General features: G+C 53.2%; 28 protein-coding genes and 1 other annotated feature. Of the genes, 18 read left to right on the forward strand and 10 right to left on the reverse strand.

Annotated elements, in window-relative coordinates; genetic code table 11:
• Positions 1–116 precede the first annotated feature (116 nt).
• From osmE to chbG, 7 genes are all read left to right on the forward strand, one after another.
• A complete protein-coding gene (gene osmE, locus EQV24_RS00330) occupies positions 117–461 on the forward strand; it encodes an osmotically-inducible lipoprotein OsmE (RefSeq protein ID WP_003857836.1) in 345 nt (114 codons plus the stop codon).
• A gap of 281 nt (positions 462–742) precedes the next feature.
• Complete coding sequence (gene chbB / locus EQV24_RS00335; RefSeq protein ID WP_013097023.1) at positions 743–1,060, forward strand: PTS N,N'-diacetylchitobiose transporter subunit IIB; 318 nt, start codon at positions 743–745, stop codon at positions 1,058–1,060.
• Positions 1,061–1,139: 79 nt separating this feature from the next.
• On the forward strand, positions 1,140–2,498 hold the full coding sequence (chbC, locus tag EQV24_RS00340) for a PTS N,N'-diacetylchitobiose transporter subunit IIC (RefSeq protein ID WP_013097022.1): 1,359 nt from the start codon (positions 1,140–1,142) through the stop codon (positions 2,496–2,498).
• A 48-nt stretch (positions 2,499–2,546) separates the two neighbouring features.
• Entirely contained in the window at positions 2,547–2,894 is a 348-nt protein-coding gene (gene chbA / locus EQV24_RS00345) for a PTS N,N'-diacetylchitobiose transporter subunit IIA (protein ID WP_058651486.1), read from the forward strand.
• A gap of 29 nt (positions 2,895–2,923) precedes the next feature.
• Complete coding sequence (gene chbR, locus EQV24_RS00350) at positions 2,924–3,742, forward strand: transcriptional regulator ChbR (RefSeq protein WP_130626005.1); 819 nt, start codon at positions 2,924–2,926, stop codon at positions 3,740–3,742.
• A gap of 110 nt (positions 3,743–3,852) precedes the next feature.
• Complete coding sequence (locus tag EQV24_RS00355) at positions 3,853–5,208, forward strand: 6-phospho-beta-glucosidase (RefSeq protein WP_130626006.1); 1,356 nt, start codon at positions 3,853–3,855, stop codon at positions 5,206–5,208.
• 11 nt (positions 5,209–5,219) lie between these two features.
• Positions 5,220–5,969 (forward strand): chitin disaccharide deacetylase, encoded by a 750-nt coding sequence (gene chbG, locus EQV24_RS00360; RefSeq protein WP_045902856.1) that lies wholly within the window; start codon positions 5,220–5,222, stop codon positions 5,967–5,969.
• An 89-nt stretch (positions 5,970–6,058) separates the two neighbouring features.
• Here chbG and katE read toward each other — a convergent pair whose 3' ends face one another.
• Positions 6,059–8,308: a catalase HPII gene (gene katE, locus EQV24_RS00365; protein WP_038979915.1), complete on the reverse strand. Its 2,250-nt coding sequence runs from the start codon at positions 8,306–8,308 to the stop codon at positions 6,059–6,061.
• A gap of 188 nt (positions 8,309–8,496) precedes the next feature.
• Here katE and cedA point away from each other — a divergent pair, with 188 nt between their 5' ends.
• The gene (gene cedA / locus EQV24_RS00370; protein WP_071829998.1) at positions 8,497–8,745 is read left to right on the forward strand and encodes a cell division activator CedA; all 249 of its coding nucleotides are present in this window, start codon (positions 8,497–8,499) and stop codon (positions 8,743–8,745) included.
• A 53-nt stretch (positions 8,746–8,798) separates the two neighbouring features.
• Here the strand turns inward: cedA and tcyP are convergent, their stop codons facing one another.
• The 4 genes from tcyP to hxpB form a co-directional block, all read right to left on the reverse strand.
• A complete protein-coding gene (gene tcyP, locus EQV24_RS00375) occupies positions 8,799–10,190 on the reverse strand; it encodes a cystine/sulfocysteine:cation symporter (RefSeq protein ID WP_038419159.1) in 1,392 nt (463 codons plus the stop codon).
• Positions 10,191–10,317: 127 nt separating this feature from the next.
• Positions 10,318–10,908, reverse strand: coding sequence for a metal-dependent hydrolase (locus EQV24_RS00380; protein WP_095453129.1), 591 nt, complete (start codon positions 10,906–10,908; stop codon positions 10,318–10,320).
• 93 nt (positions 10,909–11,001) lie between these two features.
• Positions 11,002–11,763: a 2-dehydro-3-deoxy-D-gluconate 5-dehydrogenase KduD gene (gene kduD, locus EQV24_RS00385; RefSeq protein ID WP_130626007.1), complete on the reverse strand. Its 762-nt coding sequence runs from the start codon at positions 11,761–11,763 to the stop codon at positions 11,002–11,004.
• Positions 11,764–11,892: 129 nt separating this feature from the next.
• Positions 11,893–12,564, reverse strand: a complete 672-nt coding sequence (gene hxpB / locus EQV24_RS00390) for a hexitol phosphatase HxpB (protein ID WP_013097012.1) — start codon at positions 12,562–12,564, stop codon at positions 11,893–11,895.
• Between the two features lie 148 nt (positions 12,565–12,712).
• On the opposite strand from hxpB, the gene EQV24_RS00395 reads away from it, so the two are divergent.
• On the forward strand, positions 12,713–13,249 hold the full coding sequence (locus EQV24_RS00395; RefSeq protein WP_013097011.1) for a YniB family protein: 537 nt from the start codon (positions 12,713–12,715) through the stop codon (positions 13,247–13,249).
• Between the two features lie 33 nt (positions 13,250–13,282).
• Here EQV24_RS00395 and EQV24_RS00400 read toward each other — a convergent pair whose 3' ends face one another.
• The 3 genes from EQV24_RS00400 to pfkB all read right to left on the reverse strand — a co-directional run bounded on the left by EQV24_RS00400 (position 13,283) and on the right by pfkB (position 15,575).
• Positions 13,283–14,143 carry a fructosamine kinase family protein gene (locus tag EQV24_RS00400; RefSeq protein WP_013097010.1) on the reverse strand — a complete coding sequence of 287 codons (861 nt, stop codon included), beginning with the start codon at positions 14,141–14,143 and terminating at the stop codon, positions 13,283–13,285.
• Positions 14,144–14,248: 105 nt separating this feature from the next.
• Positions 14,249–14,539: a type V toxin-antitoxin system endoribonuclease antitoxin GhoS gene (ghoS, locus tag EQV24_RS00405; protein WP_013097009.1), complete on the reverse strand. Its 291-nt coding sequence runs from the start codon at positions 14,537–14,539 to the stop codon at positions 14,249–14,251.
• Between the two features lie 103 nt (positions 14,540–14,642).
• Positions 14,643–15,575 carry a 6-phosphofructokinase II gene (gene pfkB / locus EQV24_RS00410; RefSeq protein WP_128311961.1) on the reverse strand — a complete coding sequence of 311 codons (933 nt, stop codon included), beginning with the start codon at positions 15,573–15,575 and terminating at the stop codon, positions 14,643–14,645.
• 295 nt (positions 15,576–15,870) lie between these two features.
• On the opposite strand from pfkB, the gene EQV24_RS00415 reads away from it, so the two are divergent.
• Both EQV24_RS00415 and EQV24_RS00420 read left to right on the forward strand, forming a co-directional pair.
• Positions 15,871–16,629, forward strand: coding sequence for a YdiY family protein (locus tag EQV24_RS00415; RefSeq protein ID WP_013097007.1), 759 nt, complete (start codon positions 15,871–15,873; stop codon positions 16,627–16,629).
• Between the two features lie 261 nt (positions 16,630–16,890).
• Positions 16,891–17,100 (forward strand): hypothetical protein, encoded by a 210-nt coding sequence (locus tag EQV24_RS00420; RefSeq protein WP_013097006.1) that lies wholly within the window; start codon positions 16,891–16,893, stop codon positions 17,098–17,100.
• Between the two features lie 107 nt (positions 17,101–17,207).
• Here the strand turns inward: EQV24_RS00420 and yniD are convergent, their stop codons facing one another.
• A complete protein-coding gene (gene yniD, locus EQV24_RS00425; protein WP_008500658.1) occupies positions 17,208–17,315 on the reverse strand; it encodes a small membrane protein YniD in 108 nt (35 codons plus the stop codon).
• A gap of 85 nt (positions 17,316–17,400) precedes the next feature.
• The gene (gene yncL / locus EQV24_RS00430; protein ID WP_071829997.1) at positions 17,401–17,505 is read right to left on the reverse strand and encodes a stress response membrane protein YncL; all 105 of its coding nucleotides are present in this window, start codon (positions 17,503–17,505) and stop codon (positions 17,401–17,403) included.
• A gap of 294 nt (positions 17,506–17,799) precedes the next feature.
• On the opposite strand from yncL, the gene thrS reads away from it, so the two are divergent.
• The 7 genes from thrS to pheT all read left to right on the forward strand — a co-directional run bounded on the left by thrS (position 17,800) and on the right by pheT (position 24,728).
• Positions 17,800–19,728: a threonine--tRNA ligase gene (gene thrS / locus EQV24_RS00435; protein WP_013097005.1), complete on the forward strand. Its 1,929-nt coding sequence runs from the start codon at positions 17,800–17,802 to the stop codon at positions 19,726–19,728.
• Positions 19,729–19,731: 3 nt separating this feature from the next.
• Complete coding sequence (infC, locus tag EQV24_RS00440) at positions 19,732–20,274, forward strand: translation initiation factor IF-3 (protein ID WP_023616141.1); 543 nt, start codon at positions 19,732–19,734, stop codon at positions 20,272–20,274.
• Between the two features lie 97 nt (positions 20,275–20,371).
• On the forward strand, positions 20,372–20,569 hold the full coding sequence (gene rpmI, locus EQV24_RS00445; RefSeq protein ID WP_001124225.1) for a 50S ribosomal protein L35: 198 nt from the start codon (positions 20,372–20,374) through the stop codon (positions 20,567–20,569).
• 50 nt (positions 20,570–20,619) lie between these two features.
• Positions 20,620–20,976, forward strand: coding sequence for a 50S ribosomal protein L20 (gene rplT / locus EQV24_RS00450; protein WP_000124850.1), 357 nt, complete (start codon positions 20,620–20,622; stop codon positions 20,974–20,976).
• Between the two features lie 178 nt (positions 20,977–21,154).
• Positions 21,155–21,279, forward strand: a sequence feature (Phe leader region).
• A complete protein-coding gene (pheM, locus tag EQV24_RS23630) occupies positions 21,160–21,204 on the forward strand; it encodes a pheST operon leader peptide PheM (protein WP_001386830.1) in 45 nt (14 codons plus the stop codon). Its footprint overlaps the feature before it by 45 nt.
• A gap of 62 nt (positions 21,280–21,341) precedes the next feature.
• Positions 21,342–22,325: a phenylalanine--tRNA ligase subunit alpha gene (gene pheS, locus EQV24_RS00460; protein WP_013097003.1), complete on the forward strand. Its 984-nt coding sequence runs from the start codon at positions 21,342–21,344 to the stop codon at positions 22,323–22,325.
• A 15-nt stretch (positions 22,326–22,340) separates the two neighbouring features.
• Positions 22,341–24,728 (forward strand): phenylalanine--tRNA ligase subunit beta, encoded by a 2,388-nt coding sequence (pheT, locus tag EQV24_RS00465; RefSeq protein WP_045295826.1) that lies wholly within the window; start codon positions 22,341–22,343, stop codon positions 24,726–24,728.
• The last annotated feature ends 2 nt before the right edge of the window (positions 24,729–24,730 follow it).

The following is a 24,730-nucleotide window of genomic DNA, read 5'->3' on the forward strand; positions in this document are numbered from 1 at the left end:
CTTATCGTTGTTTTATTAGAATTTTCCGAAATTCGTCTGGCGTAACTCGCAAAGTTGAACAATAGTACTTTTTATCCCATGCTTAGATAACATGCTGATAAACAAGAGGACGGAATATGAACAAGAACGTAGCAGGAATTCTTAGCGCAGCGGCGGTACTGACTATGCTGGCAGGGTGTACGGCTTACGATCGCACCAAAGATCAGTTTACACAGCCGGTAGTGAAAGATGTCAAAAAAGGCATGACCCGTTCGCAGGTGGCTGCGATTGCCGGTAAGCCTTCGTCAGAAGTGACCATGATCCACGCGCGTGGTACCTGCCAGACCTATATCCTGGGTCAACGTGATGGTAAGGCAGAAACCTACTTTGTTGCTCTGGATGACACCGGTCACGTCATCAATTCCGGTTACCAGACCTGTGCAGAATACGATACCGATCCGCAGGCACCTAAGGCGCAGTAACCCTGCTTGCCTGAGGATGTTAACAAGCCGGCCTTTGGGCCGGTTTTTTTATGCATACGTAAATCTTATTTCTTTGCGCGAATTATTTGCCTGAAATGTGAAGGTAGTCAACAAGCCAGGTCAATGAGAGACAATTTAGGCCTGTGCAGAATTATCCCCCCTCTGTACCATTACGTATACTCACTCCAACGATAAACAACAGTCAGCACATTACCTGTCAGCCAGGAGAGCGAGTCGAGTGATAGCGAGACGGCAGGTAGTCATAAAAGAGGGAAATCATGATGGAAAAGAAACATATCTACCTGTTCTGCTCTGCAGGCATGTCAACGTCACTGCTGGTGTCGAAGATGCGTGCACAGGCCGAAAAGTATGAAGTGCCGGTGGTGATCGAAGCGTTCCCGGAAACGCTGGCGGGTGAAAAAGGCCAGACCGCAGATGTTATTTTACTGGGTCCGCAGATCGCTTACATGTTGCCAGAAATTCAACGTCTGTTACCGAATAAACCGGTCGAGGTTATCGACTCAGGGCTGTACGGTAAGATTGATGGTTTAGGTGTACTGAAAGCTGCTGTGGCAGCAATTAAAAAAGCTGCTAATTAATTTTTATTTTTCCCGTCAAAGAGTTATTTCACACACAATACGCCGCGACATACGTTGCGGCATTTAAGGGTATTTTCCTATGAGTAAAGTCATCGCTTCACTTGAAAAGGTACTCCTTCCTTTTGCTGTTAAAATAGGAAAGCAGCCTCACGTTAACGCCATCAAAAACGGCTTTATTAAATTAATGCCGTTGACGCTGGCCGGGGCAATGTTCGTTTTAATTAACAACGTTTTTCTGAGCTTTGGTGAAGGTTCCTTTTTTTATTCATTAGGAATTCGGTTAGACGCTTCAACCATTGAAACCCTTAACGGTTTTAAAGCCATCGGCGGCAACGTATATAACGGTACGTTGGGTATTATGTCGCTGATGGCGCCTTTCTTTATTGGGATGGCATTAGCCGAAGAACGTAAGGTGGATCCGCTGGCCGCGGGGTTATTGTCCGTTGCCGCCTTTATGACCGTCACCCCATACAGCGTGGGTGAAGCTTATGCTGTGGGTGCCAACTGGCTGGGTGGGGCAAACATTATTTCCGGTATCGTTATCGGTCTGGTGGTTGCCGAGATGTTCACCTTTATTATCCGTCGCAACTGGGTAATTCGCCTGCCGGATAGCGTACCGGGCTCCGTTTCCCGTTCATTTTCCGCGTTGATTCCAGGCTTCATTATTCTCTCCATCATGGGGATTATTGCCTGGGCGCTCTCTCACTGGGGCACAAACTTCCACCAGATCATCATGGACTCTATCTCTACGCCGCTGGCGTCGATGGGTGGCGTGGTCGGTTGGGCGTACGTGATTTTCACCTCCCTGCTGTGGTTCTTCGGCGTACATGGTTCACTGGCACTGGCCGCGCTGGACAGCGGTATCATGACCCCATGGGCACTGGAAAACGTTGCACTTTATCAGCAGTACGGCTCCGTTGATGCGGCGCTGGCAGCCGGTAAAACCTTCCATGTGTGGGCGAAGCCGATGCTGGACTCTTATATCTTCCTGGGGGGTACCGGGGCGACGCTGGGTCTGATCATCGCGGTCTTTATTGTCTCTCGTCGCGCTGACCATCGTCAGGTTGCGAAGCTGGCGCTGCCGTCAGGCATCTTCCAGATTAACGAGCCGATTCTGTTTGGTCTGCCTATCATCATGAACCCGGTGATGTTCATTCCATTCGTCCTGATTCAGCCGCTGCTGGCGGGGATCACTCTGACGGCCTATTACCTGGGCATTATCCCGCCTGTTACCAACATTGCGCCGTGGACCATGCCGGCGGGGCTGGGGGCGTTCTTCAACACTAACGGTAGCGTCGCGGCCTTCCTGCTGGCGATATTCAACCTCGGGATTGCAACACTGCTCTACATGCCATTCGTGGCGATAGCCAACAAAGCCGCGACCGTGATTGATGAAGAAGAGAGCGAAGAGGATATCGCCCTCGCACTGAAATTCTAAATATTGCCTGGCGCGGGGTAACCCGCGCCAGCGAAAAGGAGCTTAAAGATGTTAGATTTGGATAGTATCGTAGCCGAAGACGCCGTAGAGAGCGATCTGGAAGAAGTGGTGATGGGGCTTATCATCAACTCCGGGCAAGCACGTAGCCTGGCGTATGCCGCCCTGAAGCAGGCCAAGCAGGGCGATTTTGCCGCCGCTAAGACCATGATGGATCAATCCCGTATCGCGCTGAATGAAGCGCACCTGGTGCAGACTAAGCTTATCGAAGGCGACCAGGGGGAAGGGAAGATGAAAGTCAGCCTGGTGCTGGTGCATGCACAGGATCACCTGATGACCTCGATGCTGGCACGCGAGCTGGTGGCAGAGTTAATTGAGCTTCACGAGAAGCTGCAGTAAGTCAGACTGAGTAGCAGGAGGTCAGCACGATGGAAATTAAAACCGCACTTGAACAGCAGCTGTTTAATGGCAAGAATTTTCACGTGGTTATTTACAACAAGACGGAGAGCGCCAGTGGTCTGCATCAGCATGACTACTACGAGTTCACGATTGTTCTGACCGGCCGCTACTATCAGGAGATTAACGGCAAGCGTGTCCTGCTGGAGCGCGGTGATTTTGTTTTCCTGCCGATGGGATCTTATCACCAGAGCTTTTACGAATTTGGGGCCACCCGTATTCTGAATGTTGGCGTCAGCAGACGTTTCTTTGAGAAACACTATCTGCCGCTGGTGCCGTTCTGCTTTGTGGCGTCACAGGTCTATCGCGTGAAAAACGAATTTATGACCTGGATCGAAACGGTGATCGCCTCGCTCAACTTCCGCGACAATGAGTTCGATGAATTTATTGAAACCGTGACGTTCTATGTGATGAACCGCTTTCGCCATCACCGCGAAGAGCAGCAGGTGAGCGACGACATTCCGCAATGGCTGCGCAGTACCGTCGAGTTGATGCACGACAAAGGGCAGTTCAGCGAGAATGCTCTGGAAAATATGGTGTCACTGTCCGGAAAATCCCAGGAATACCTGACCCGGGCGACACAGCGTTATTATCGTAAAACACCCGTGCAAATTATTAATGAAATCCGCATTAATTTTGCCAAAAAACAGCTGGAAATTACCAACTACTCTGTCACCGATATTGCTTATGAGTCCGGTTACAGTAGCCCCAGCCTGTTTATTAAAACCTTTAAGAAATTTACCTCATTCACACCAAACAGTTACCGGAAGAATTTGACGGTAATTAATTAGTGCCTGGCGAGTTTATTCGCCACGAATATTGACTTGATTGCTTGCCCAAATAGCGGGAAGAGTCCGCTATACCTTGCAGGCGATTAACCTGATACGCTAAGGGAGATGTTATGCAAAAGAAATTAAAAGTCGTGACCATTGGCGGCGGCAGCAGCTATACCCCGGAATTACTGGAAGGTTTCCTGAAACGTTATCATGAATTACCGGTCAGTGAACTATGGCTGGTGGATGTTGAAGAAGGGCAGGAAAAGCTGAATATTATTTTTGACCTGTGCCAGCGGATGGTTGAAAAAGCCGGTGTGCCCTTAACCGTGCATAAAACCCTCGATCGTCGCCTGGCGTTGCAGGACGCTGACTTCGTTACCACTCAGCTGCGCGTGGGCCAGCTCAAAGCGCGTGAACTGGACGAACGCATTCCGCTGAGCCACGGCTACCTGGGACAGGAAACCAACGGCGCGGGCGGCCTGTTTAAAGGTTTGCGCACCATCCCGGTCATTTTCGACATTATCAAAGATGTGCAGGCGATCTGCCCGAACGCATGGGTGATTAACTTTACCAACCCGGCCGGGATGGTCACCGAGGCGGTCTACCGCCATACCAGCTTCAAGCGTTTTATCGGCGTCTGCAATATTCCGATTGGCATGAAGATGTTCATCCGCGACGTGCTGGAGCTGACCGACAACGACGATCTCTCTATCGATCTGTTTGGCCTTAACCACATGGTGTTCATCAAAGATGTGATAGTCAACGGCCAGTCTCGCTTTGCTGAACTGCTGGACGGCGTGGCTTCCGGCCACCTGACCGCTGCATCGGTGAAAAATATCTTCGACCTGCCGTTCAGCGAAGGGCTCATCCGTTCCCTGAATCTGCTGCCGTGCTCGTATCTGCTTTACTACTTCAAGCAGAAAGAGATGCTGGCCATCGAAATGGGCGAGTACTATAAAGGCGGTGCCCGCGCTCAGGTTGTGCAGAAAGTTGAAAAGCAGCTGTTTGATTTGTATAAAGATCCAAACCTGAACGTGAAGCCGAAAGAGCTTGAACAGCGCGGTGGAGCGTACTATTCCGACGCGGCGTGCGAAGTGATCAACGCCATTTACAATGACAAGCAGGCTGAGCACTACGTCAATGTGCCGCACCACGGCCATATCGACAATATCCCGGCCGACTGGGCCGTAGAGATGACCTGTATCCTGGGCCGTGAGGGGGCAAAACCGCATCCGCGTATTACCCACTTTGATGACAAAGTGATGGGGCTCATCCATACCATCAAAGGGTTTGAAGTGGCGGCCAGCAACGCTGCGCTGAGCGGTGAGTTGAATGATGTGCTGCTGGCGTTGAACCTCAGCCCGCTGGTGCATTCCGACCGCGATGCGGAAGGGCTGGCCAGCGAGATGATACTGGCGCATGAAAAATGGCTGCCAAACTTTGCCGCCACGGTTGAGAAGCTCAAGCACCAACACCGTTAAGAGGACGTGCGATGGAAAACCTGCTGATCGTCAATGCTGATGATTTTGGCCTGTCTAAGGGGCAAAACTACGGCATTGTTGAAGCCTGCCGACGGGGTGTGGTGACCTCGACCACCGCGCTGGTGAATGGAGAGGCGATAGAGCACGCGGCGCAGCTGAGCCGTGAAGCGCCTGAGCTGGGCGTGGGCATGCATTTTGTGTTGACGCTGGGGAGGCCGCTTTCACCGATGCCGGAGTTGACGCGTGACGGGCAACTCGGGAAATGGATTTGGGAACTGGCGGAGCAGGACGCGCTGCCGCTCGAAGAGATTGCCCGCGAGCTGGACTGTCAGTACAACCGTTTTGTTGACCTCTTTGGTCGCGAACCAACCCATATCGACAGCCATCATCATGTGCATATGATCCCGGCGATTTTCCCGCTCGTTGCGGATTTTGCTCAGCGTAAAGGCGTGGCGATGCGCGTGGATCGCGACGTGCGCGGGTTGCCGGACTTTGCCGTGACAACAACGGAGGGGTTCAGCAGCGCATTTTACGGTGAGGAGATCGACGAAGCGCTGTTCCTGAAGGTGCTGGATGATTCCACAGCCCGGGGGGAGCGGTCGCTGGAGGTGATGGCGCATCCTGCGTTTGTCGATAACACCGTCCGTAAGAGCGCCTACTGCTGGCCGCGCCTGGCGGAGCTGGAGGTGCTGACGTCGCCATCGCTGAAATACGCGATTGCCGAGCGCGGGTATCGGTTGGGGACTTTCGGAGATCTTTAAGACAAAGCCCGGTGGCGGCTTCGCCTTACCGGGCCTACAAAACCAGTCGAAATGTCGGCCGGGTAAGCGCAAGCGCCACCCGGCTTTTTTTACGCCGGTATCTGGTCAATCTTGCTGCTACGCGACCAGACGCGGTGCGCGGCTAGCAGATCAAACAGCTTCGTCATAAACGCGTCGTCGACGTTATCGCCTTCCACAATCCCGTCTTCACCCTGATCGGCCACGTTCAGGCGTGCTTTAAACTGTCGCGCATCACCGGAAAGGGCGATCGGTTTCAAATGCTTATAGGCTTCAAGCAGATAATAGACCGCGTCACCGTTGCTGAGCAGGCTGGCAATATCGCCGCACGGCACAATCACCGCGTCCACCGTCAGGGATGGCGCACCGGCAAAGGTGGCGGCAACCGGCAGCACTGACCCGTCATCGGCAGTCACTTCACCCATTCGGGAGTAGAGCAATTTGGCGTGTACGCCTTTGGTTTTCAGCGCCTGCATGATCCCCAGCACGTCGCTGGCGCGGGTTTTGTCGTTAAGCAGGATCGCCACCACCCGGCCTTTAATCGAGCCTCCCGGCACCGCGTACAGGCTGAGCGACGGATCTTTTTTCACCCCGTTGACCTCTTTTGGCGGGGCAAGATTGCGTTGCTCATCCGTCAGCGTAATGCCGAGGTTATCGGCCACGCTCTGGGCGAGTTGAATATCAATGTGTGCCAGCTGATCGACAACGCGTTCGCGGATGTAGGTCCGCACAACCTTGCTCAGTTCGAAGCTGAAGCCGCCGATAATATGCTGCTGCTCAATCGGTGTCTGGCTGTTCCAGAACAGGCGAGGGTGGGCGTAATACTCTCCAAATGACGGGCTGCGCTCGCGGATTTTGTTGCCATCCACACGTTCCTGATACGACTCAAATCCACCCCGTTTCGGGCCAGGAGGCGTTTCACGCGGCCAGTTATCGTTGATGGAGTTCGGCTCATAGTTGGCCGGGTTGGTATCGATATCCTGACGATGCATCCCGTCGCGCTGGAAATTGTGGTACGGACAGGTGGGGCGGTTAATCGGAATTTCATGGAAGTTCGGCCCGCCGAGTCGGCTGATCTGCGTATCGGTGTAGGAGAACAGTCGCCCCTGCAGCAGCGGATCGTTGGTGAAATCCAGGCCCGGGACGATATGACCGGGGTGGAAAGCCGCCTGTTCGTTCTCGGCAAAGAAGTTATCCGGGTTGCGGTTAAGCACCATTTTGCCCACCAGCTGAACCGGCACCAGCTCCTCGGGGATCAGTTTGGTCGGATCCAGCAGGTCAAAATCGAATTTGAATTCGTCCTCTTCCGGGATCAGCTGTAACCCCAGCTCATATTCCGGGAAGTCACCCGCTTCAATGGATTCCCACAGCTCGCGGCGATGGAAGTCCGGATCGCGCCCGGTCAGCTTCTGGGCTTCATCCCATACCAGTGAGGCCTTCCCGGCGACCGGTTTCCAGTGGAAACGGACAAACGTCGCTTTGCCCTCGGCGTTGATCATCCGGAAGGTATGAATGCCAAACCCTTCCATGGTGCGATAGCTGCGCGGGATCCCGCGGTCAGACATCGCCCACATCACGTTGTGTAACGTCTCGGGTTGCAGGGAGACATAGTCCCAGAAGGTGTCATGCGCACTTTGTCCCTGCGGTATGGCCCAGTGGGGCTCCGGTTTTACCGCATGGACAAAGTCAGGGAATTTATGCGCATCCTGAATGAAAAAGACTGGGGTGTTATTGCCGACCAGGTCGAAGATACCCTCTTCGGTATAAAACTTGGTGGCAAAGCCGCGAATATCTCGCACGGTATCAGCCGAACCTGCGCCACCCTGCACGGTGGAAAAGCGCACAAACACGGGGGTGATCTTATCCGGGTCTGAAAGGAAGTCAGCTTTGGTGATTTCCTTCAGGCTCTTGTAGGGCTGGAAATAGCCGTGAGCGGCGGAACCGCGCGCGTGCACGATACGCTCCGGGATACGCTCATGGTCAAAGTGGGTAATTTTTTCCCGCAGGATGAAGTCTTCCAGCAGAGTCGGTCCGCGGGATCCCGCGCGCAGGGAATTCTGATCGTCAGCGATGCGCACCCCCTGATTGGTGGTCAACGCATAGCCTTCTCCGCCTTTGCGGTGTGGCTCGAGTGATTTTAGTTTCTCATTGCCGGTGTCCGGCGATTTCATACTACCGGGCGCGGTCGGCTGCTCGCCAGGGGCTGAGGGACCCGGTGAAGGGCGATGAGAGCCATCTTCAGGTGCAAGGGAGTCCATACCCGGCTGTGATTCTTCAGTGCCATGAATGGGTGATTGATGTGTGTTATCTTTGTTCGACATTGCACGCTTCTCCTTTATTCATTCCTAAAAAACCCTGTTAACTATAGAACAATGTACGGAAAGGGCAGGCGAACTCAGCTTTTTCAGACACCGCCTTAGTAAAAGAGGCGGTCCACCACACGCAAGACGCGACGCGTGGGGGCAGGATCGGCTATCATAGAAATTTCCTGCTTTCAGAATGTGCTTTAATGAACCAGTCGCTTATGAAACCTCTTCGTCAACAAAATCGCCAGGTTATTAGCTACGTGCCCCGTGTCGAACCCGCTCCCCCTGAACATGCGCTGAAGGTGGATGGCTATCGCGATGTCTGGCAGTTACGTGGCAAATATGTGGCCTTTGTGCTGATTGGCGAGCATTTCCGTCGTTCCCCGGTGTTTACCGTGCCGGAAGCGGCCCAGCGGTGGGCGGTACAAATTCGACAGGATGAAGAAGTTTGAAAAATAACACGTATAAAAAAACCGCCTGATGGCGGTTTTTTTATTTTCAATGATTAACGGTGCGCCAGCTCGGCGTCGTCTTCACTATCCAGGATGGCTTTGTCGGTCTGCTTCAGCCACTGGCTGGTCAGCGTACCGGCCGTCATTGAGCCGCTCACGTTCAGTGCGGTACGCCCCATGTCGATCAGCGGTTCAACGGAGATCAGCAGGGCCACCAGCGTCACCGGCAGGCCCAGCGCAGGCAGAACAATCAGCGCGGCGAAGGTAGCACCGCCGCCCACGCCCGCAACGCCTGCGGAGCTAATGGTGACAATACCGACCAGCGTAGCAATCCAGACCGGATCCAGCGGATTGATCCCAACCGTTGGCGCAACCATCACGGCCAGCATCGCCGGGTAGAGACCCGCACACCCGTTCTGACCAATCGTGGCACCAAAGGAGGCCGAGAAGCTGGCAATAGACTCAGGTACACCCAGGCGACGAGTCTGCGCTTCGACGTTCAGCGGAATAGATGCGGCGCTGGAACGGCTGGTGAAGGCAAAGGTCAGCACCGGCCAGACTTTACGGAAGTATTTCAGCGGGCTTACGCCGTTCACACCCAGCAGAATGCCGTGTACGACAAACATAATGCCCAGACCCAGATAAGAGGCGACAACGAAGCTGCCAAGCTTAATGATGTCCTGCAGATTAGAGCCAGCAACCACTTTGGTCATCAGTGCCAGAACACCGTAAGGGGTCAGCTGCATCACCAGACGAACCAGCTTCATCACCCAGCTTTGCAGGGTATCGATAGCGGTCAGCACGCGCTCGCCTTTCGGCGCATCGTCTTTCAGCAGTTTCAGTGCCGCCACGCCCAGGAAGGCAGCGAAAATCACCACGCTGATGATGGAAGTTGGGCTGGCGCCTGTCAGGTCAGCAAACGGGTTCTTCGGAATGAAGGAGAGCACCATCTGCGGCACCGTCAGGTCAGCGACTTTACCCACGTAGTTGGTCTGAATTGCGGTCAGGCGCGCGGTTTCAGCTGTACCCTGAACCAGACCCTCGGCGGTCAGGCCGAACAGGTTGGTCACCAGCACCCCCACCAGCGCAGCAATCAGCGTGGTAAACAGCAGCGTACCGATGGTCAGGAAACTGATTTTACCCAACTGCGTAGCGTTATGCAGACGAGCAACAGCGCTCAGAATAGAGGCAAATACCAGCGGCATGACGATCATCTGCAGCAACTGGACATAGCCGTTACCGACAATATTGAACCACTGAATGGAGTCTTTCAGTATCGGGCTATCGGAGCCGTAGACGGCATGTAAGGCCAGGCCAAACACGACACCCATGACCAGACCCACCAGCACTTTCTTCGCCAGGCTCCACTGTTTGTGACGCGCCTGGGCGAGAAGCAATAGCAATATAACGAACACGACAATGTTCGCGATGAGTGGAAAATTCATCCCCGTTCTCCTGATTTATTATGTGGCCGGTTTTTACCGGTCCTGTTGGCGCAAGGTTAGCAGAAGTGTGATGTCGCGCTTATATCCAAATGGAATGGGTTATGACAAATGCGATAATTTTGCTGGTTTACTGTTCAATCTGGTGATGAATAAAGCGATTGAACTGAAATTGCAGCGAATTGATCATCTGAGATGACCAGCGCACTGCACTGTTTTCGGGCAATGTCTGCGGCATCCAGACGGCATAGGCGAACAGAGCCATGCACAACACGCGCTCAAGCTGATTCCCTTTCTGGGGAACGAGAATAGGCAGGCGGAAACGCCAGCGGCAGGGCCACAGCAGCGGCACGCCAGCAGGCGTCAGCATATCGGCGAGAATATGACTCAAATAGCCCAGCACCATGCCCTGAATGGCATCGGCGGGCACTATCCAGCTTTCAGGTACTTTTAAATAGAACAGCGTCAGCAGGGCAAACACGGCCAGCAGGCTGTGCGTAAACCCGCGATGGCCAAACGCACGGGCGATAGGTTTTGAGATCCACTTCAGGCGTTGCCCAAGAAAAGATTTAGGATGGTCGATGTCGGGCAACAGGCAGGTCAGCACGGCAGAAGGAACAATATGCCACCAGTCCCCCTGTGCAAGCACGGGGGTAAGCTCAGCGTTTTTGGCAAATACTGCGCACGCAATGGAAAAAAGCAGGTGGCCTTCCGCCGTCATGATAAAACCCAGGAAACTGTCAATTCATACAGTATAGGGTTTTTATACAGTAGGCGAAAGAGGTGACGGTGTAACTCTTTGTCACAAAGCGGGTCAACGCGCCAGCCAGCCCCCGTCGACGGCCAGGGTATGGCCGTTCACGTAGTCTGAGGCGGCGGAGGCCAAAAACACCACCGGGCCCTGCAGATCTTCCGGTACGCCCCAACGCCCGGCAGGAATGCGGTCAAGGATTTCCTGGCTACGCTGCTCGTCATCACGCAGCTGCTGCGTATTATTGGTCGCCATGTAACCCGGTGCGATAGCGTTGACGTTAATGCCATGCGCCGCCCACTCGTTCGCCAGCAGACGGGTGATCCCCAGCACGCCACTTTTTGAGGCGGTATAAGAGGGCACGCGGATGCCGCCCTGGAAGGAGAGCATTGAGGCGATGTTGATGATTTTCCCACCCTGACCCTGGGCGATAAACTGCTTTGCCACGGCCTGTGAGAGGAAGAAGACGGATTTCAGATTGAGGTCGATCACCTCATCCCAGTCCTTTTCCGTGAACGCCAGCGCATCTTCCCGGCGAATCGTCCCGGCGTTATTCACCAGAATATCGACGCGCCCCATCTCAGCCACGGCATGCTCCACAACACCCTGAAGACTCGCCTGCTGGCCGAGGTCGGCCCGAATGGCCGTAAACCGTCTGCCGAGCGCCGTCACGCTGGCCGCTGTTTGCTCAGGCGCTTTACGGTTTACGCCCACGATATCGCAGCCCGCCTGTGCCAGCGCGATGGCCATGCCTTGCCCCAGACCGGTATCGCATCCGGTGACGATGGCCACTTTTCCTGAAAGAGTAAAGGTATCCAGTATCATTCGCGCCTCAGAAGCAGGTGATTGTCGTTCTGAAACTTAGAATAGGAGTCGGGCGTGAGAAATGCAACAGAAATGGAACGGTGTTTTATTTTATTTTCAGGCAGCACGAGGCTGCCTGAAACAGAGCGTTTATTCGCCTCGCAGGTGTTGCACCGTCAGGTCAGCCAGGGAGTTTAGCTTCACGTCGGCAAGCGCAAAACGGGGATCGTGTCGGCCCTCTTCAGCAGGAACGACAATGGAACGCATCCGCGCAGCTTTAGAGGCCACCATGCCGTTAACGGAATCTTCCAGCGCCACGCAGGTTAGCGGATCAAGACCGAGCTTAGCAGCACAGTCCATATACACCTGGGGATGGGGCTTACTGTAGGGGAGCTTTTCCGCAGAGGCCAGCGCATCGAAACTGTCACGCAGCTCAAACATGGTGAGCACTTTTTCCAGCATGTGCAGCGGGGAGGCGGAGGCCAGTCCCACCTTCAGCCCCTGCGCCTTGCACAGGGCGACAGCTTCACGGACGCCCGGCAGCAGCGGCCTGGACTCTTCCACCAGCGCAATGGCGCGGCTGATAATGCGGGCGGTGACCTCATCGCGATCCGGGCCCACCCATGGCTGATGGGCATACCACAGGTCAACCACCATATCGATACGCAAGCCCAGCGTATCCGGAAGTTCATGGCGGCGGCTGATATCGACGCCGAGGCTGGCCATGACGTCCAGTTCAGCACGATCCCAGAGCGGTTCGGAATCGATCAGTAATCCATCCATGTCAAAAATAGCGGCAAGAATTTGGCGCGGTGTCGACATCACAACGTCTCCTTATTAAGGGTGTACGACAGACGATACGTGCTAAGTACAATCTGCAATTTAGCATATTGCCTTTAAAGATCGGGCGAAAATGACGGTCAGGAGGTAGACTTAGCCACAAATAACGCGTCTTTATGAAGAGGAACTGATGACGTATCAACAAGCTGGACGCATTGCTGTCTTAAAACGGGTTGCTGGCTGGGTGATTTTTATTCCTGCCGTTATTTCTACGCTGATTTCTGTGCTCAAGTTTATGTACGATCACAGCGAAAAACAGCCGGGTATCAATGCGGTCATGCTTGATTTTGCGCATGTCATGATTGAGATGATGCGTTTTAACACGCCATTTTTGAATATCTTCTGGTTCAACTCGCCCACGCCGGACTTTCACCAGCAGCTGAATATCGGGTTTTGGGTGATTTATGCGCTGATTTTTATCGCCATGGCGTTACAGGCGTCAGGCGCACGCATGAGCCGTCAGACCCGTTTTTTACGTGAAGGGGTGGAAGACCAGATGATTCTGGAACAGGCCAAAGGCCCGGAAGGGATGACGCGTGAACAGATCGAGTCCCGCATCGTGGTGCCACGTCACTCTATCTTCCTGCAAATCTTTCCGCTCTATGTCCTGCCGGTGATCATTATTGTGGCGGGATACTTCTTTTTCTCACTGCTCGGCTTTTTATAATCACAGGGTGGCCTGAGGCCACCCGTCCTGCCTTCACGCGGCCAGTACGCGCTCAAGCGCCCGCTGTGCGTTCACCAGATGCTCACCCCCAAACAGAATTGCGCGGTTCATCAGGGTATAAAGCTGATACACCGGCTGACGGTCGAGGAAGCCCTGCGGTAAGGGGGAGATTGACTGATAGCCGTCATAAATTTGTGGCGGCTGCTCGGGGTGCAGGGGCAGCATGGCGAGATCGCACTCTCTGTCGCCCCAGTAGCAGGCCGGATCGTATATATACGGCCCATTGGGGCCCAGCGCGCAGTTATCGGACCACAAATCGCCGTGCAGCAAAGAAGGCTGAGGCTGATGAGAGGCCAGGCGCTGCTGTATATGCTCGACGATAGCATCAATGTTGCCAAATTCGAGGCCTTTCTCGGCGGCGAGCTCAAGCTGCCAGCCGATACGCTGCTCGGCAAAAAAGGTCGACCAGCGGCGTTGCCAGGCATTCGGTTGTGGTGTGGTGGAGAGATCGTTATCAAAGTCGAGACCAAACTGCGGCTGGTCGCTCCATTGATGCAGGCGCGCTATCTGCTGTCCCAGAATAAACGCATTGTGGGCATCCAGCGGACGGGCAGGGAGGTATTCCATCACCAGAAAGCTGTAGTCGCGGTCGCTGCCCACGGCCAGCACCTCCGGGACGGTGACCGTTTTGCTGCGCGACAACAGTTCCAGTTGATCGGCTTCGGCGGTGAAAATCGGGAGCAACTCTCGCTCGTCGCATTTTACGAAGAGATCGCGCCCTGAGTAGCGTATATGCCATGCGGCGTGGATCTCTCCGCCTGGCAGTTCGTTACGCAGTTCAATTTCACCTTCGCCCAGTTGTTCACGTAAAAGATGACTGATAGCCTGCCACATGATCTCTCTCCCATGTTGTCTGCCAGATCATAAAGTTAGCGCATAACTGCGGTAAAAAAATACGAACTAACGCACACCTGAGCGGTTTACCTTCATGCAGGGCACTTATTGTTCTTTTTTCTGCCAGGTTTCCCAGGTATCCACATCAATTTCGGCAGGTTTATCGGTCACGCTCTCAGCCAGGCTTTCAGCCAGCGCGCGAACCTCCTCTTCGCTGAGGGCGCTTATCAGGCCGAATGCCAGCGTGCCTAAATCATGAATATTGCCTTCTTCATCCGTCAGCGTGAGCAGGAAATTGGCCCGGGTAAAGGCGTTGTTAAGCTCATTCAGCTCGGTCAGCGACGCTTCATGAATGTTGACGGTAACGACGTAGCGGGTGATGTCACCACTGCTCATAATTCACCTCGTTGTTATCATGAAAGTTTTCTTAGCATAGTCGATAGTGTGTGTTTGGCGACTTTGCACTGCATTTCCCCTTCAGCGCGAAGGGGAAAGCGGGTTAATTTCGGGACAGGTAATCGACAATTTTTTGCGTATCGGCCAGCGAACACAGCCGCGTTCCCTGGTTGATGGTTGCCGCGCTACCTGCCGCCACGCCGTAGCGTGTCATCTCTAACAGCGTCGCGTCCTGCGCCAGTTTTAGCGTCATTGCCCCAACCATGCTGTCGCCTGCGCCTACGGTACTCTGGCTTTTCATCGGCGGCGGGACAACCTGCACTGACCCCGTTTCATCCACGGCCAGCGCCCCCTGCGGGCCAAGAGAGACCACTACGCGCCGCGCTTTACCCGTGCGCACCAGCTCCTGGGCCGCGCTGCGCACATCATCCGGCTGAGTAAGTTCGCGGTTAACCAGCGCGCTCAGCTCTTTCTGGTTTGGTTTGACCAGCTCAAGATTTCCCGGCTCTAACGCTGCCTGCAACGCCTCGCCGCTGCTGTCTACAATACAGCGGATGCCGCGCTGCTGTGCGGCCCGAATGAGCGCCGTCAGCTTTTCCGTACTGACACCGGGTGGCAGACTGCCGCTGATGACCAGCAGTGAACCGCTTTCAATCGTCAGCACTTTCTCTTCAAGCTGACGGAACTCGTCGTCGCTCAGTCTGGCGCCTGGCATCACAAAGCGATATTGCTCTCCGCTGGACTCCACGTGCACGTGCAGATTTTGACGTGTCCAGTCTTTGGCCTCGACCGTCTCCACGGCGACCTGTTCATCTGCCAGCAGAGAGACGAGATGTTCGCCGGTGGCACCGCCTGTGGGGAATATCGCCGTGGCTTTCCCACCGAGATGGGTGATGGCGCGTGCCACGTTGATCCCCCCGCCGCCGGGCTCAAACACCGGGGCACTGCAGCGAAGTTTACCTTCCGGGTAAATCTGCGGCGTGAGGGTGGCGGAATCGAGGGAAGGGGAGAGCGTGAGAGTGTAGATAGAAACCATCATTACCTCCTTTTAGCGTGGGTTCCTTTTAGTCTGGCACCATTTGGCAGGAAGGCAATGTAAATAACAGTATGATTTTCAATATGAATAATGACAAAGCGAAGGCTAAGCGATATATAAAATAAAACGCATTTTGGGATCGTTCTTATTCAAAAAATGAAATAAGAAAACATTGCTATGTTATTTGCGGCTTTTTATAATTTGTTACCTTTCTCTGGACGCCTTGTCATTGATCCTCAAGAAAGTTTCCGGGACCGTGTGGTCTCTTTTTTTGTTGTACGGACTCCTTAATAAAATGAAGCTTTTGAAGACAGTGCCCGCTGCACTGATGCTGGCGGGTGGCGTGTTTGCGGCTATGAGCGCAACCGCTGATGATTCCGTTTTTACTGTCATGGACGATCCCACCGCGGCGAAAAAACCTTTTGAAGGTAATTTGAACGCCGGGTACCTGGCGCAATCCGGTAACACGAAAAGCTCCTCTCTGACGGCGGATAGCACGTTGACCTGGTACGGTAACACCACCGCCTGGTCTCTGTGGGGAAACGCCAGCAACACCTCCGCTAACGATGAACGCTCCTCCGAGAAATACGCGGTAGGTGGACGTAGCCGTTACAACATGACTGACTATGACTACCTGTTTGGCCAGGCAAGCTGGCTGACTGACCGCTACAACGGCTATCGTCAACGCGATGTCTTCACCGCAGGTTATGGTCGTCAGTTCCTGAACGGTCCGGTTCATAGCTTCCGCTTCGAATTCGGTCCGGGTGTCCGTTATGACGAGTTCACCGACGGCGATACCAAAACGCAACCGCTCGGCTATGCGTCTGGCACCTACGCCTGGCAGATGACCGACAACACGAAGTTCACCCAGGGTGTTTCTGTGTTTGGCGCCGAGGACACAACGCTGAATTCTGAGACAGCGCTGAATGTGGACATCAACGAACACTTTGGCCTGAAAGTGGCCTATAACGTGACCTGGAACTCTTCGCCTCCAGAGACTGCGCCGGATCATACCGACCGCAGAACCACCGTTTCACTGGGCTATAAGATGTAATGCAGACGGGCCGATTATTTCGGCCCGTTTTTTATTTTCAGAAACTGTGCTGTTTTATATTAAACGCCGTTTTAAAATAATTGGTCCTCAAAAATCTTCTTAATTTCTTCATAATTCATCCTGGCCAGACCGCATTCTGTTTATTTGACACAAATTGATAATAACCAGGCGAGGCAAAAGGATGAACCAGCGTTATACTCAATACACAGGCATTTATTTGCCTTGAGAAGTATTGCATGTCTTCAGAAAGAGAATAATAGTATGAAAAAAATCAAAAATACTGCTGCAGCCATGGTGCTTTCTGCACTTTCGTTTGGTGTATTCGCTGCAGATGATGCCAGTCAGGTTGGAATGACTCGCGCTTCTGACGTTGAAGCCGGGTCAAACATCGCGCCGGGCGCGCCGTCTACCGGTCAATCAATGAATGACGCGTTTGATGTACATAAACTGGTAGCAGGTGAATGGTCCTGACAGGTAATTGTGTACGCCATTATTCCACCTGTATTTCGCCTTGACGAAAAACAGGTGGAATATCGATAACGTGTTTTATTCCGTACGCCGTAGCGTCAAATTCCCGCTTAGCCCCAAATCATCGCCGCCCAACGCAATAGCAGCATTGCACCGCAGATGGCAATTAAGACCAGCACCATTTTCCAGTGTTTGACGGCAAATCGTTTAGTTGGCATAACCTAATCCTTGTCTGTTGATGCCTTCAGTCTATCAAAATACGCGCTGTCGGGGACAGAAGGTTATGCCACATCATCGGTTGGGCTAGAACCAATGAAATCTCTCGGCAAGGATCAACGCTAAACCGGCAGCAGAAAGTATATTCAATATCACTACGGTTCTACTGGATACATTCATGTGATGCCTCATGGCTGTGTCAGGACCTGTTCAAGAATAGCTCAACAATCGGGTATTGCGAGCTCTGGCAGGCGATCGTGCCCTCATACGTTCAAACTGGTCGCAGAGGGTGCATACGCCCTGTCATTAGTGTTACCATTAGAAAGCCTGCCGTAAACCGGCATTATTCTGATTTTGGCAGGTGCAGGATGACGAGCCAATTTGACGATTGTTGGTCAGATGGTGTCGTAATCTCTTGTTAAACTATGATTATTTTCTTTGTATATGCTCTTATGTGTGGGGCATCACTGCAAATAAGGATATAAAATGCCTGTAATTACTCTTCCTGATGGCAGCCAACGCCATTTCGACCACGCCGTTAGCCCAATGGATGTTGCCCTGGACATCGGTCCTGGACTCGCGAAAGCGACCATCGCGGGCCGTGTGAACGGTGAGCTGGTTGATGCATCCGATCTGATCGAAAACGACGCGCAACTCTCTATCATCACCGCAAAAGATGAAGAAGGTCTGGAGATCATTCGTCACTCCTGTGCGCACCTGTTAGGTCATGCCATCAAACAGCTGTGGCCAAACACCAAAATGGCGATCGGCCCGGTTATCGACAACGGCTTCTACTACGACGTTGACCTTGACCACACCCTGACCCAGGAAGATATCGACGCGCTCGAGAAACGTATGCACGAGCTCGCCGAAACCAACTATGACGTCATTAAGAAGAAAGTCAGCTGGCACGAAGCGCGTGAAACCTTCGTGAAGCGTGGCGAGAGCTATAAAGTCTCTATTCTTGATGAGAACATTGCTCATGATGACAAGCCTGGCTTGTATCATCACCAGGAATACATCGACATGTGCCGCGGGCCGCACGTGCCGAACATGCGCTTCTGCCATCACTTCAAACTGATGAAAATTGCTGGCGCCTACTGGCGTGGCGATAGCAACAACAAGATGTTGCAGCGTATTTATGGTACCGCGTGGGCAGATAAAAAAGCCCTGAACGCCTACCTGCAGCGCCTGGAAGAGGCGGCGAAGCGTGACCACCGTAAAATCGGTAAACAGCTTGACCTGTACCATATGCAGGAAGAAGCACCGGGTATGGTCTTCTGGCATAACGACGGCTGGACTATTTTCCGTGAACTGGAAACCTTCGTGCGTTCCAAGCTGAAAGAGTACCAGTATCAGGAAGTGAAAGGTCCGTTCATGATGGACCGTGTGCTGTGGGAAAAAACCGGCCACTGGGACAACTACAAAGATGCGATGTTCACCACCTCTTCTGAGAACCGTGAATACTGCATCAAGCCAATGAACTGCCCGGGCCACGTTCAGATCTTTAACCAGGGTCTGAAATCTTACCGCGATCTGCCGCTGCGTATGGCAGAGTTCGGTAGCTGCCACCGTAACGAGCCATCAGGTGCGCTGCACGGTCTGATGCGTGTTCGTGGATTTACGCAGGATGATGCGCATATCTTCTGTACTGAAGATCAGGTACGTGATGAAGTTAACGCCTGTATTCGTATGGTCTACGATATGTACAGTACCTTTGGCTTCGAGAAGATCGTGGTCAAACTCTCAACGCGTCCGGAAAAACGTATTGGTAGCGATGAGACCTGGGATCGTGCAGAAGCGGATCTCGCCGTGGCGCTGGAAGAGAACGGAATTCCGTTTGAATACCAGCTGGGTGAGGGCGCCTTCTACGGTCCGAAAATTGAATTTACCCTGTATGACTGTCTCGACAGAGCTTGGCAGTGCGGCACAGTACAGCTGGACTTCTCCCTGCCTCAGCGTTTAAGCGCCTCTTACGTTGGCGAAGACAACGAGCGTCAGGTCCCTGTAATGATTCACCGTGCTATTCTCGGTTCTCTGGAGCGCTTCATTGGCATCCTGACCGAAGAGTTCGCGGGCTTCTTCCCAACCTGGCTTGCGCCGGTGCAGGTAGTGGTCATGAACATTACCGATTCTCAGGCGGATTACGTTAAAGAATTGACGCAGAAACTACAAAATGCGGGCATTCGCGTAAAAGCAGACTTGAGAAATGAGAAGATTGGCTTTAAAATCCGCGAGCACACTTTACGTCGTGTCCCGTATATGTTGGTCTGTGGTGATAAAGAGGTGGAAGCAGGCAAAGTTGCCGTTCGCACCCGCCGTGGTAAAGACCTGGGCAGCCTGGACGTAAGTGAAGTGATTGAGAAGCTGCAACAAGAGATTCGCAGCCGCAGTCTTCAACAACTGGAGGAATAAGGTATTAAAGGCGGAAAACGAGTTCAAACGGCACGTCCGAATCGTATCAATGGCGAGATTCGCGCCCAGGAAGTTCGCTTAACAGGTCTGGAAGGCGAGCAGCTGGGGATTGTGAGTCTGAGAGAAGCAATCGAAAAAGCTGAAGAAGCTGGAGTAGATTTAGTTGAAATCAGCCCTAACGCCGAACCGCCAGTTTGTCGTATCATGGACTACGGCAAGTTCCTTTATGAAAAAAGTAAGTCTTCTAAGGAACAGAAGAAGAAGCAAAAAGTTATCCAGGTTAAGGAAATTAAATTCCGTCCTGGTACCGACGATGGCGATTATCAGGTAAAACTCCGCAGCCTGATTCGCTTTCTGGAAGATGGCGATAAGGCCAAGATCACACTGCGTTTCCGCGGTCGTGAAATGGCCCACCAACAGATTGGTATGGAAGTGCTTAACCGCGTCCGTGACGATCTGAGTGAACTGGCAGTAGTCGAATCCTTCCCTACGAAGATCGAAGGCCGCCAGATGATCATGGTGCTCGCTCCTAAGAAGAAACAGTAAGGCCTTCAAGCAGCAAAATCTGTGGAGCCTTCGGGCCTCATAGGTTTTGCTCGCCTATGTTTCGTTTATTTAACAATGCGAAGTGGAAGTTATTAAAATGCCAAAAATTAAGACCGTACGCGGTGCTGCTAAGCGCTTCAAAAAAACCGGTAAAGGTGGTTTTAAGCACAAGCACGCTAACCTGCGTCACATTCTGACTAAGAAAGCTACCAAGCGTAAACGTCACCTGCGTCCAAAAGCCATGGTTTCTAAAGGCGATCTGGGCCTGGTTATCGCGTGCCTGCCGTACGCATAAGTCGTTAACGTTTAACTTTTTTAACTTAGAATAGATACAGGAGAGCACACATGGCTCGCGTAAAACGTGGTGTAATTGCACGTGCACGTCACAAGAAAATTTTGAAACAAGCTAAAGGCTACTACGGTGCGCGTTCACGCGTATACCGCGTTGCCTTCCAGGCTGTTATCAAAGCAGGTCAGTACGCTTACCGTGACCGTCGTCAGCGTAAGCGTCAGTTCCGTCAACTGTGGATTGCGCGTATCAACGCAGCAGCACGTCAGAACGGTATTTCTTACAGCAAATTCATCAACGGCCTGAAAAAAGCCTCTGTTGAAATCGACCGTAAGATCCTGGCTGACATCGCAGTATTCGACAAAGTCGCGTTCACCGCGCTGGTCGAAAAAGCGAAAGCAGCACTGGCATAAGCCAGTTGAGAGAGGGGGCCTGGCTCCCTCTTTTCATATACCCGTCATACTTCAAGCTGTACCTGCGTTGGCTGCGTTCGTTCCGAATTATTTAGGGTATAACCTTATCAGAAGATTGACTTTTATCCGTGCAGGCTTTTCAATAAGGTCTTAACGGTTTTTACCACACAAGGTAACGCAAGCATGAATGCTGCTATTTTCCGCTTCTTCTTTTACTTTAGCACCTGACTTCAGGAGGCTAGCGCGTGAAAGATGAAACGAAAAACAGCGCCAGATAAGCCTCCCGATGGAGGCTTTTTTTGTGCCTGAATTTGAGAGAATACGTCCACCAAATCGGTGTCTGTACCGACATAATGAGGAAAATCATGTCACATCTCGCAGAGCTGGTTGCCAGTGCAACAGCCGCTATTAATCAGGCCTCAGATGTTGCCGCGTTAGACAATGTCCGCGTCGAATATCTGGGTAAGAAAGGGCATCTGACCCTTCAAATGACTACCCTGCGTGAGTTGCCGCCTGAAGAGCGCCCGGCAGCCGGTGCGGTGATAAACGAAGCCAAAGAGCAGGTGCAACAGGCTCTGAACGCGCGTAAAGCGGCGCTGGAAAGTGCCGTGCTGAATGCGCGTCTGGCGGCAGAGACGATCGATGTTTCTCTGCCTGGGCGCCGTATCGAAAACGGTGGCCTGCATCCGGTGACTCGTACCATCGATCGTATTGAAAGTTTCTTCGGTGAGCTCGGCTTTACCGTGGCGACTGGCCCGGAAATCGAAGATGATTACCATAACTTCGACGCTCTGAACATTCCAGGCCATCATCCGGCACGTGCTGACCACGACACTTTCTGGTTCGACGCCACCCGTCTGCTGCGTACTCAGACCTCTGGCGTACAGATCCGTACCATGAAGGAGCAGGAACCCCCGATCCGTATCATTGCACCGGGCCGCGTGTACCGTAACGATTACGATCAGACCCACACCCCAATGTTCCACCAGATGGAAGGGCTGATCGTTGATAAAAACATCAGCTTCACCAACCTGAAAGGCACGCTGCACGACTTCCTGAACAATTTCTTTGAGGAAGATCTGCAGGTTCGTTTCCGTCCGTCCTATTTCCCGTTCACCGAACCGTCTGCGGAAGTGGACGTGATGGGCAAAAACGGCAAATGGCTGGAAGTGCTGGGCTGCGGCATGGTGCATCCGAACGTACTGCGCAACGTGGGTATCGACCCGGAAGTTTACTCCGGCTTTGCGTTCGGGATGGGCATGGAGCGTCTGACCATGCTGCGTTATGGCGTGACCGATTTGCGTGCATTCTTCGAAAACGATCTGCGTTTCCTCAAACAGTTTAAATAAGGGCAGGACAGAACAATGAAATTCAGTGAACTGTGGTTACGCGAATGGGTGAACACCACGCTGGACAGCGAAGCGCTTTCCAACCAGATCACCATGGCGGGTCTGGAAGTTGACGGTGTAGAGCCGGTTTCTGGCGCCTTCACCGGCGTGGTCGTGGGCGAAGTGGTTGAATGTGGTCAGCATCCTAACGCTGACAAATTGCGCGTCACCAAAGTTAATGTGGGTGGCGATCGTCTGCTGGATATCGTCTGCGGCGCGCCAAACTGCCGTCAGGGCCTGAAAGTGGCCGTGGCGACTGTCGGCGCTGTGCTGCCGGGCGATTTCAAAATTAAAGCGGCCAAACTGCGCGGCGAGCCGTCTGAAGGCATGCTGTGCTCGTTCTCCGAGCTGGGTATTTCCGACGATCACAACGGCATTATTGAACTGCCTCTGGATGCGCCAATCGGCACCGATATCCGCGAATACCTGAAGCTTGATGACAACACCATCGAAATCAGCGTGACGCCAAACCGTGCAGACTGCTTAGGGATTATCGGCGTGGCTCGCGATGTTGCGGTGCTGAACCAGACCGAACTGAACGCGCCGGAGATCGTCCCGGTTGCTGCTACCATCAGTGACGTCCTGCCTATTCAGGTAGACGCGCCTGAGGCCTGCCCACGCTACCTCGGTCGTGTGGTGAAAGGTATCAACGTCAAAGCGCCAACCCCGCTGTGGATGAAAGAAAAACTGCGTCGCTGCGGTATCCGTTCTATTGATGCGGTTGTTGACGTGACCAACTATGTTCTGCTGGAACTGGGCCAGCCAATGCACGCATTCGATAAAGATCGTATCGACGGCGGGATTATCGTGCGTATGGCGAAAGAGGGTGAAACCCTGGTTCTGCTGGACGGCAGCGAAGCAAAACTGAATGCCGACACGCTGGTGATTGCCGATCACGGTAAGGCGCTGGCGATGGGCGGGATCTTCGGTGGCGAACACTCTGGCGTGAACGATGAAACGCAAAACGTTCTGCTGGAATGTGCCTTCTTCAGCCCGCTCTCTATTACCGGTCGTGCGCGTCGTCATGGTCTGCACACCGATGCCTCTCACCGCTACGAGCGTGGCGTTGACCCGGCGCTGCAGTACAAAGCGATGGAACGTGCGACCCGTCTGCTGATCGACATCTGCGGCGGCGAAGCGGGCCCGGTTATTGATGTAACCAACGAAGACACGCTGCCGAAGCGCGCGACCATTACCCTGCGTCGCAGCAAGCTCGATCGCCTGATTGGCCACCACGTTGCCGATGCACAGGTCACCGATATTCTGAAACGTCTGGGTTGCGACGTGACGGAAGGGCAGGACGAGTGGAAAGCCGTTGCGCCGTCATGGCGTTTCGACATGGAGATTGAAGAAGATCTGGTAGAAGAAGTGGCCCGCGTCTACGGCTACAACAACATCCCTGACGAGCCGGTACAGGCCGGTCTGGTGATGGGCTCCCACCGTGAAGCCGATCTCTCCCTGAAGCGTGTGAAAACCATGCTGAACGACAAAGGTTATCAGGAAGTGATCACCTACAGCTTTGTCGATCCTAAGCTGCAGCAGCTGATCCATCCAGGCCAGGAGGCGCTGATCCTGCCAAGCCCGATTTCCAGCGAGATGTCGGCAATGCGCCTGTCTCTGTGGACCGGCCTGCTGGGCACGATTGTCTACAACCAGAATCGTCAGCAAAACCGTGTGCGAATTTTCGAAAGCGGTTTGCGCTTTGTGCCGGATAATCAGGCAAATTTAGGCATCCGTCAGGATCTCATGCTGGCTGGCGCCATCAGCGGTAATCGCTATGAAGAGCACTGGGACCTGGCAAAAGGCACGGTTGATTTCTACGATATGAAGGGCGATCTGGAAGCGATTCTCGATCTGACCGGTAAATTATCTGAAATTGAATTCCGTGCAGAAGCCATTCCGGCACTCCATCCGGGCCAAAGTGCGGCTATCTATTTAGCGGGCAAACGCATTGGTTTTATTGGCGTTGTTCATCCTGAACTGGAACGTAAACTGGACCTGAACGGCCGTACCATCGTGTTTGAGCTGGAATGGAGTCCGGTTGCAGACCGCGTAATTCCACAGGCGCAGGACGTCTCTCGCTTCCCGGCAAACCGCCGTGATATCGCGGTTGTGGTCGCTGAAAACGTGCCTGCAGCAGATATTTTGGCCGAGTGTAAGAAAGTTGGCGTAAATCAGGTAGTTGGCGTAAACTTATTTGACGTGTACCGCGGCAAGGGCGTAGCAGAAGGTTTCAAGAGCCTCGCTATCAGCCTTATCCTTCAGGATACCAGCCGTACACTCGAAGAAGAGGAGATTGCCGCTACCGTCGCCAAATGTGTAGAGGCATTAAAAGAGCGATTCCAGGCATCATTGAGGGATTGAAC

The sequence above is a fragment of the Enterobacter sp. A8 genome (assembly GCF_004296595.1).
Classification (GTDB): Bacteria; Pseudomonadota; Gammaproteobacteria; order Enterobacterales; family Enterobacteriaceae; genus Enterobacter; species Enterobacter cloacae.

Coding starts and splice junctions, on each gene's coding strand:
- osmE (WP_003857836.1), top strand. CDS start 117: ATGAACAAGAACGTAGCAGGAATTCTTAGCGCAGCGGCGGTACTGACT.
- chbB (WP_013097023.1), top strand. CDS start 743: ATGGAAAAGAAACATATCTACCTGTTCTGCTCTGCAGGCATGTCAACG.
- chbC (WP_013097022.1), top strand. CDS start 1,140: ATGAGTAAAGTCATCGCTTCACTTGAAAAGGTACTCCTTCCTTTTGCT.
- chbA (WP_058651486.1), top strand. CDS start 2,547: ATGTTAGATTTGGATAGTATCGTAGCCGAAGACGCCGTAGAGAGCGAT.
- chbR (WP_130626005.1), top strand. CDS start 2,924: ATGGAAATTAAAACCGCACTTGAACAGCAGCTGTTTAATGGCAAGAAT.
- EQV24_RS00355 (WP_130626006.1), top strand. CDS start 3,853: ATGCAAAAGAAATTAAAAGTCGTGACCATTGGCGGCGGCAGCAGCTAT.
- chbG (WP_045902856.1), top strand. CDS start 5,220: ATGGAAAACCTGCTGATCGTCAATGCTGATGATTTTGGCCTGTCTAAG.
- katE (WP_038979915.1), bottom strand. CDS start 8,308: ATGTCGAACAAAGATAACACACATCAATCACCCATTCATGGCACTGAA.
- cedA (WP_071829998.1), top strand. CDS start 8,497: ATGAACCAGTCGCTTATGAAACCTCTTCGTCAACAAAATCGCCAGGTT.
- tcyP (WP_038419159.1), bottom strand. CDS start 10,190: ATGAATTTTCCACTCATCGCGAACATTGTCGTGTTCGTTATATTGCTA.
- EQV24_RS00380 (WP_095453129.1), bottom strand. CDS start 10,908: ATGACGGCGGAAGGCCACCTGCTTTTTTCCATTGCGTGCGCAGTATTT.
- kduD (WP_130626007.1), bottom strand. CDS start 11,763: ATGATACTGGATACCTTTACTCTTTCAGGAAAAGTGGCCATCGTCACC.
- hxpB (WP_013097012.1), bottom strand. CDS start 12,564: ATGTCGACACCGCGCCAAATTCTTGCCGCTATTTTTGACATGGATGGA.
- EQV24_RS00395 (WP_013097011.1), top strand. CDS start 12,713: ATGACGTATCAACAAGCTGGACGCATTGCTGTCTTAAAACGGGTTGCT.
- EQV24_RS00400 (WP_013097010.1), bottom strand. CDS start 14,143: ATGTGGCAGGCTATCAGTCATCTTTTACGTGAACAACTGGGCGAAGGT.
- ghoS (WP_013097009.1), bottom strand. CDS start 14,539: ATGAGCAGTGGTGACATCACCCGCTACGTCGTTACCGTCAACATTCAT.
- pfkB (WP_128311961.1), bottom strand. CDS start 15,575: ATGGTTTCTATCTACACTCTCACGCTCTCCCCTTCCCTCGATTCCGCC.
- EQV24_RS00415 (WP_013097007.1), top strand. CDS start 15,871: ATGAAGCTTTTGAAGACAGTGCCCGCTGCACTGATGCTGGCGGGTGGC.
- EQV24_RS00420 (WP_013097006.1), top strand. CDS start 16,891: ATGAAAAAAATCAAAAATACTGCTGCAGCCATGGTGCTTTCTGCACTT.
- yniD (WP_008500658.1), bottom strand. CDS start 17,315: ATGCCAACTAAACGATTTGCCGTCAAACACTGGAAAATGGTGCTGGTC.
- yncL (WP_071829997.1), bottom strand. CDS start 17,505: ATGAGGCATCACATGAATGTATCCAGTAGAACCGTAGTGATATTGAAT.
- thrS (WP_013097005.1), top strand. CDS start 17,800: ATGCCTGTAATTACTCTTCCTGATGGCAGCCAACGCCATTTCGACCAC.
- rpmI (WP_001124225.1), top strand. CDS start 20,372: ATGCCAAAAATTAAGACCGTACGCGGTGCTGCTAAGCGCTTCAAAAAA.
- rplT (WP_000124850.1), top strand. CDS start 20,620: ATGGCTCGCGTAAAACGTGGTGTAATTGCACGTGCACGTCACAAGAAA.
- pheS (WP_013097003.1), top strand. CDS start 21,342: ATGTCACATCTCGCAGAGCTGGTTGCCAGTGCAACAGCCGCTATTAAT.
- pheT (WP_045295826.1), top strand. CDS start 22,341: ATGAAATTCAGTGAACTGTGGTTACGCGAATGGGTGAACACCACGCTG.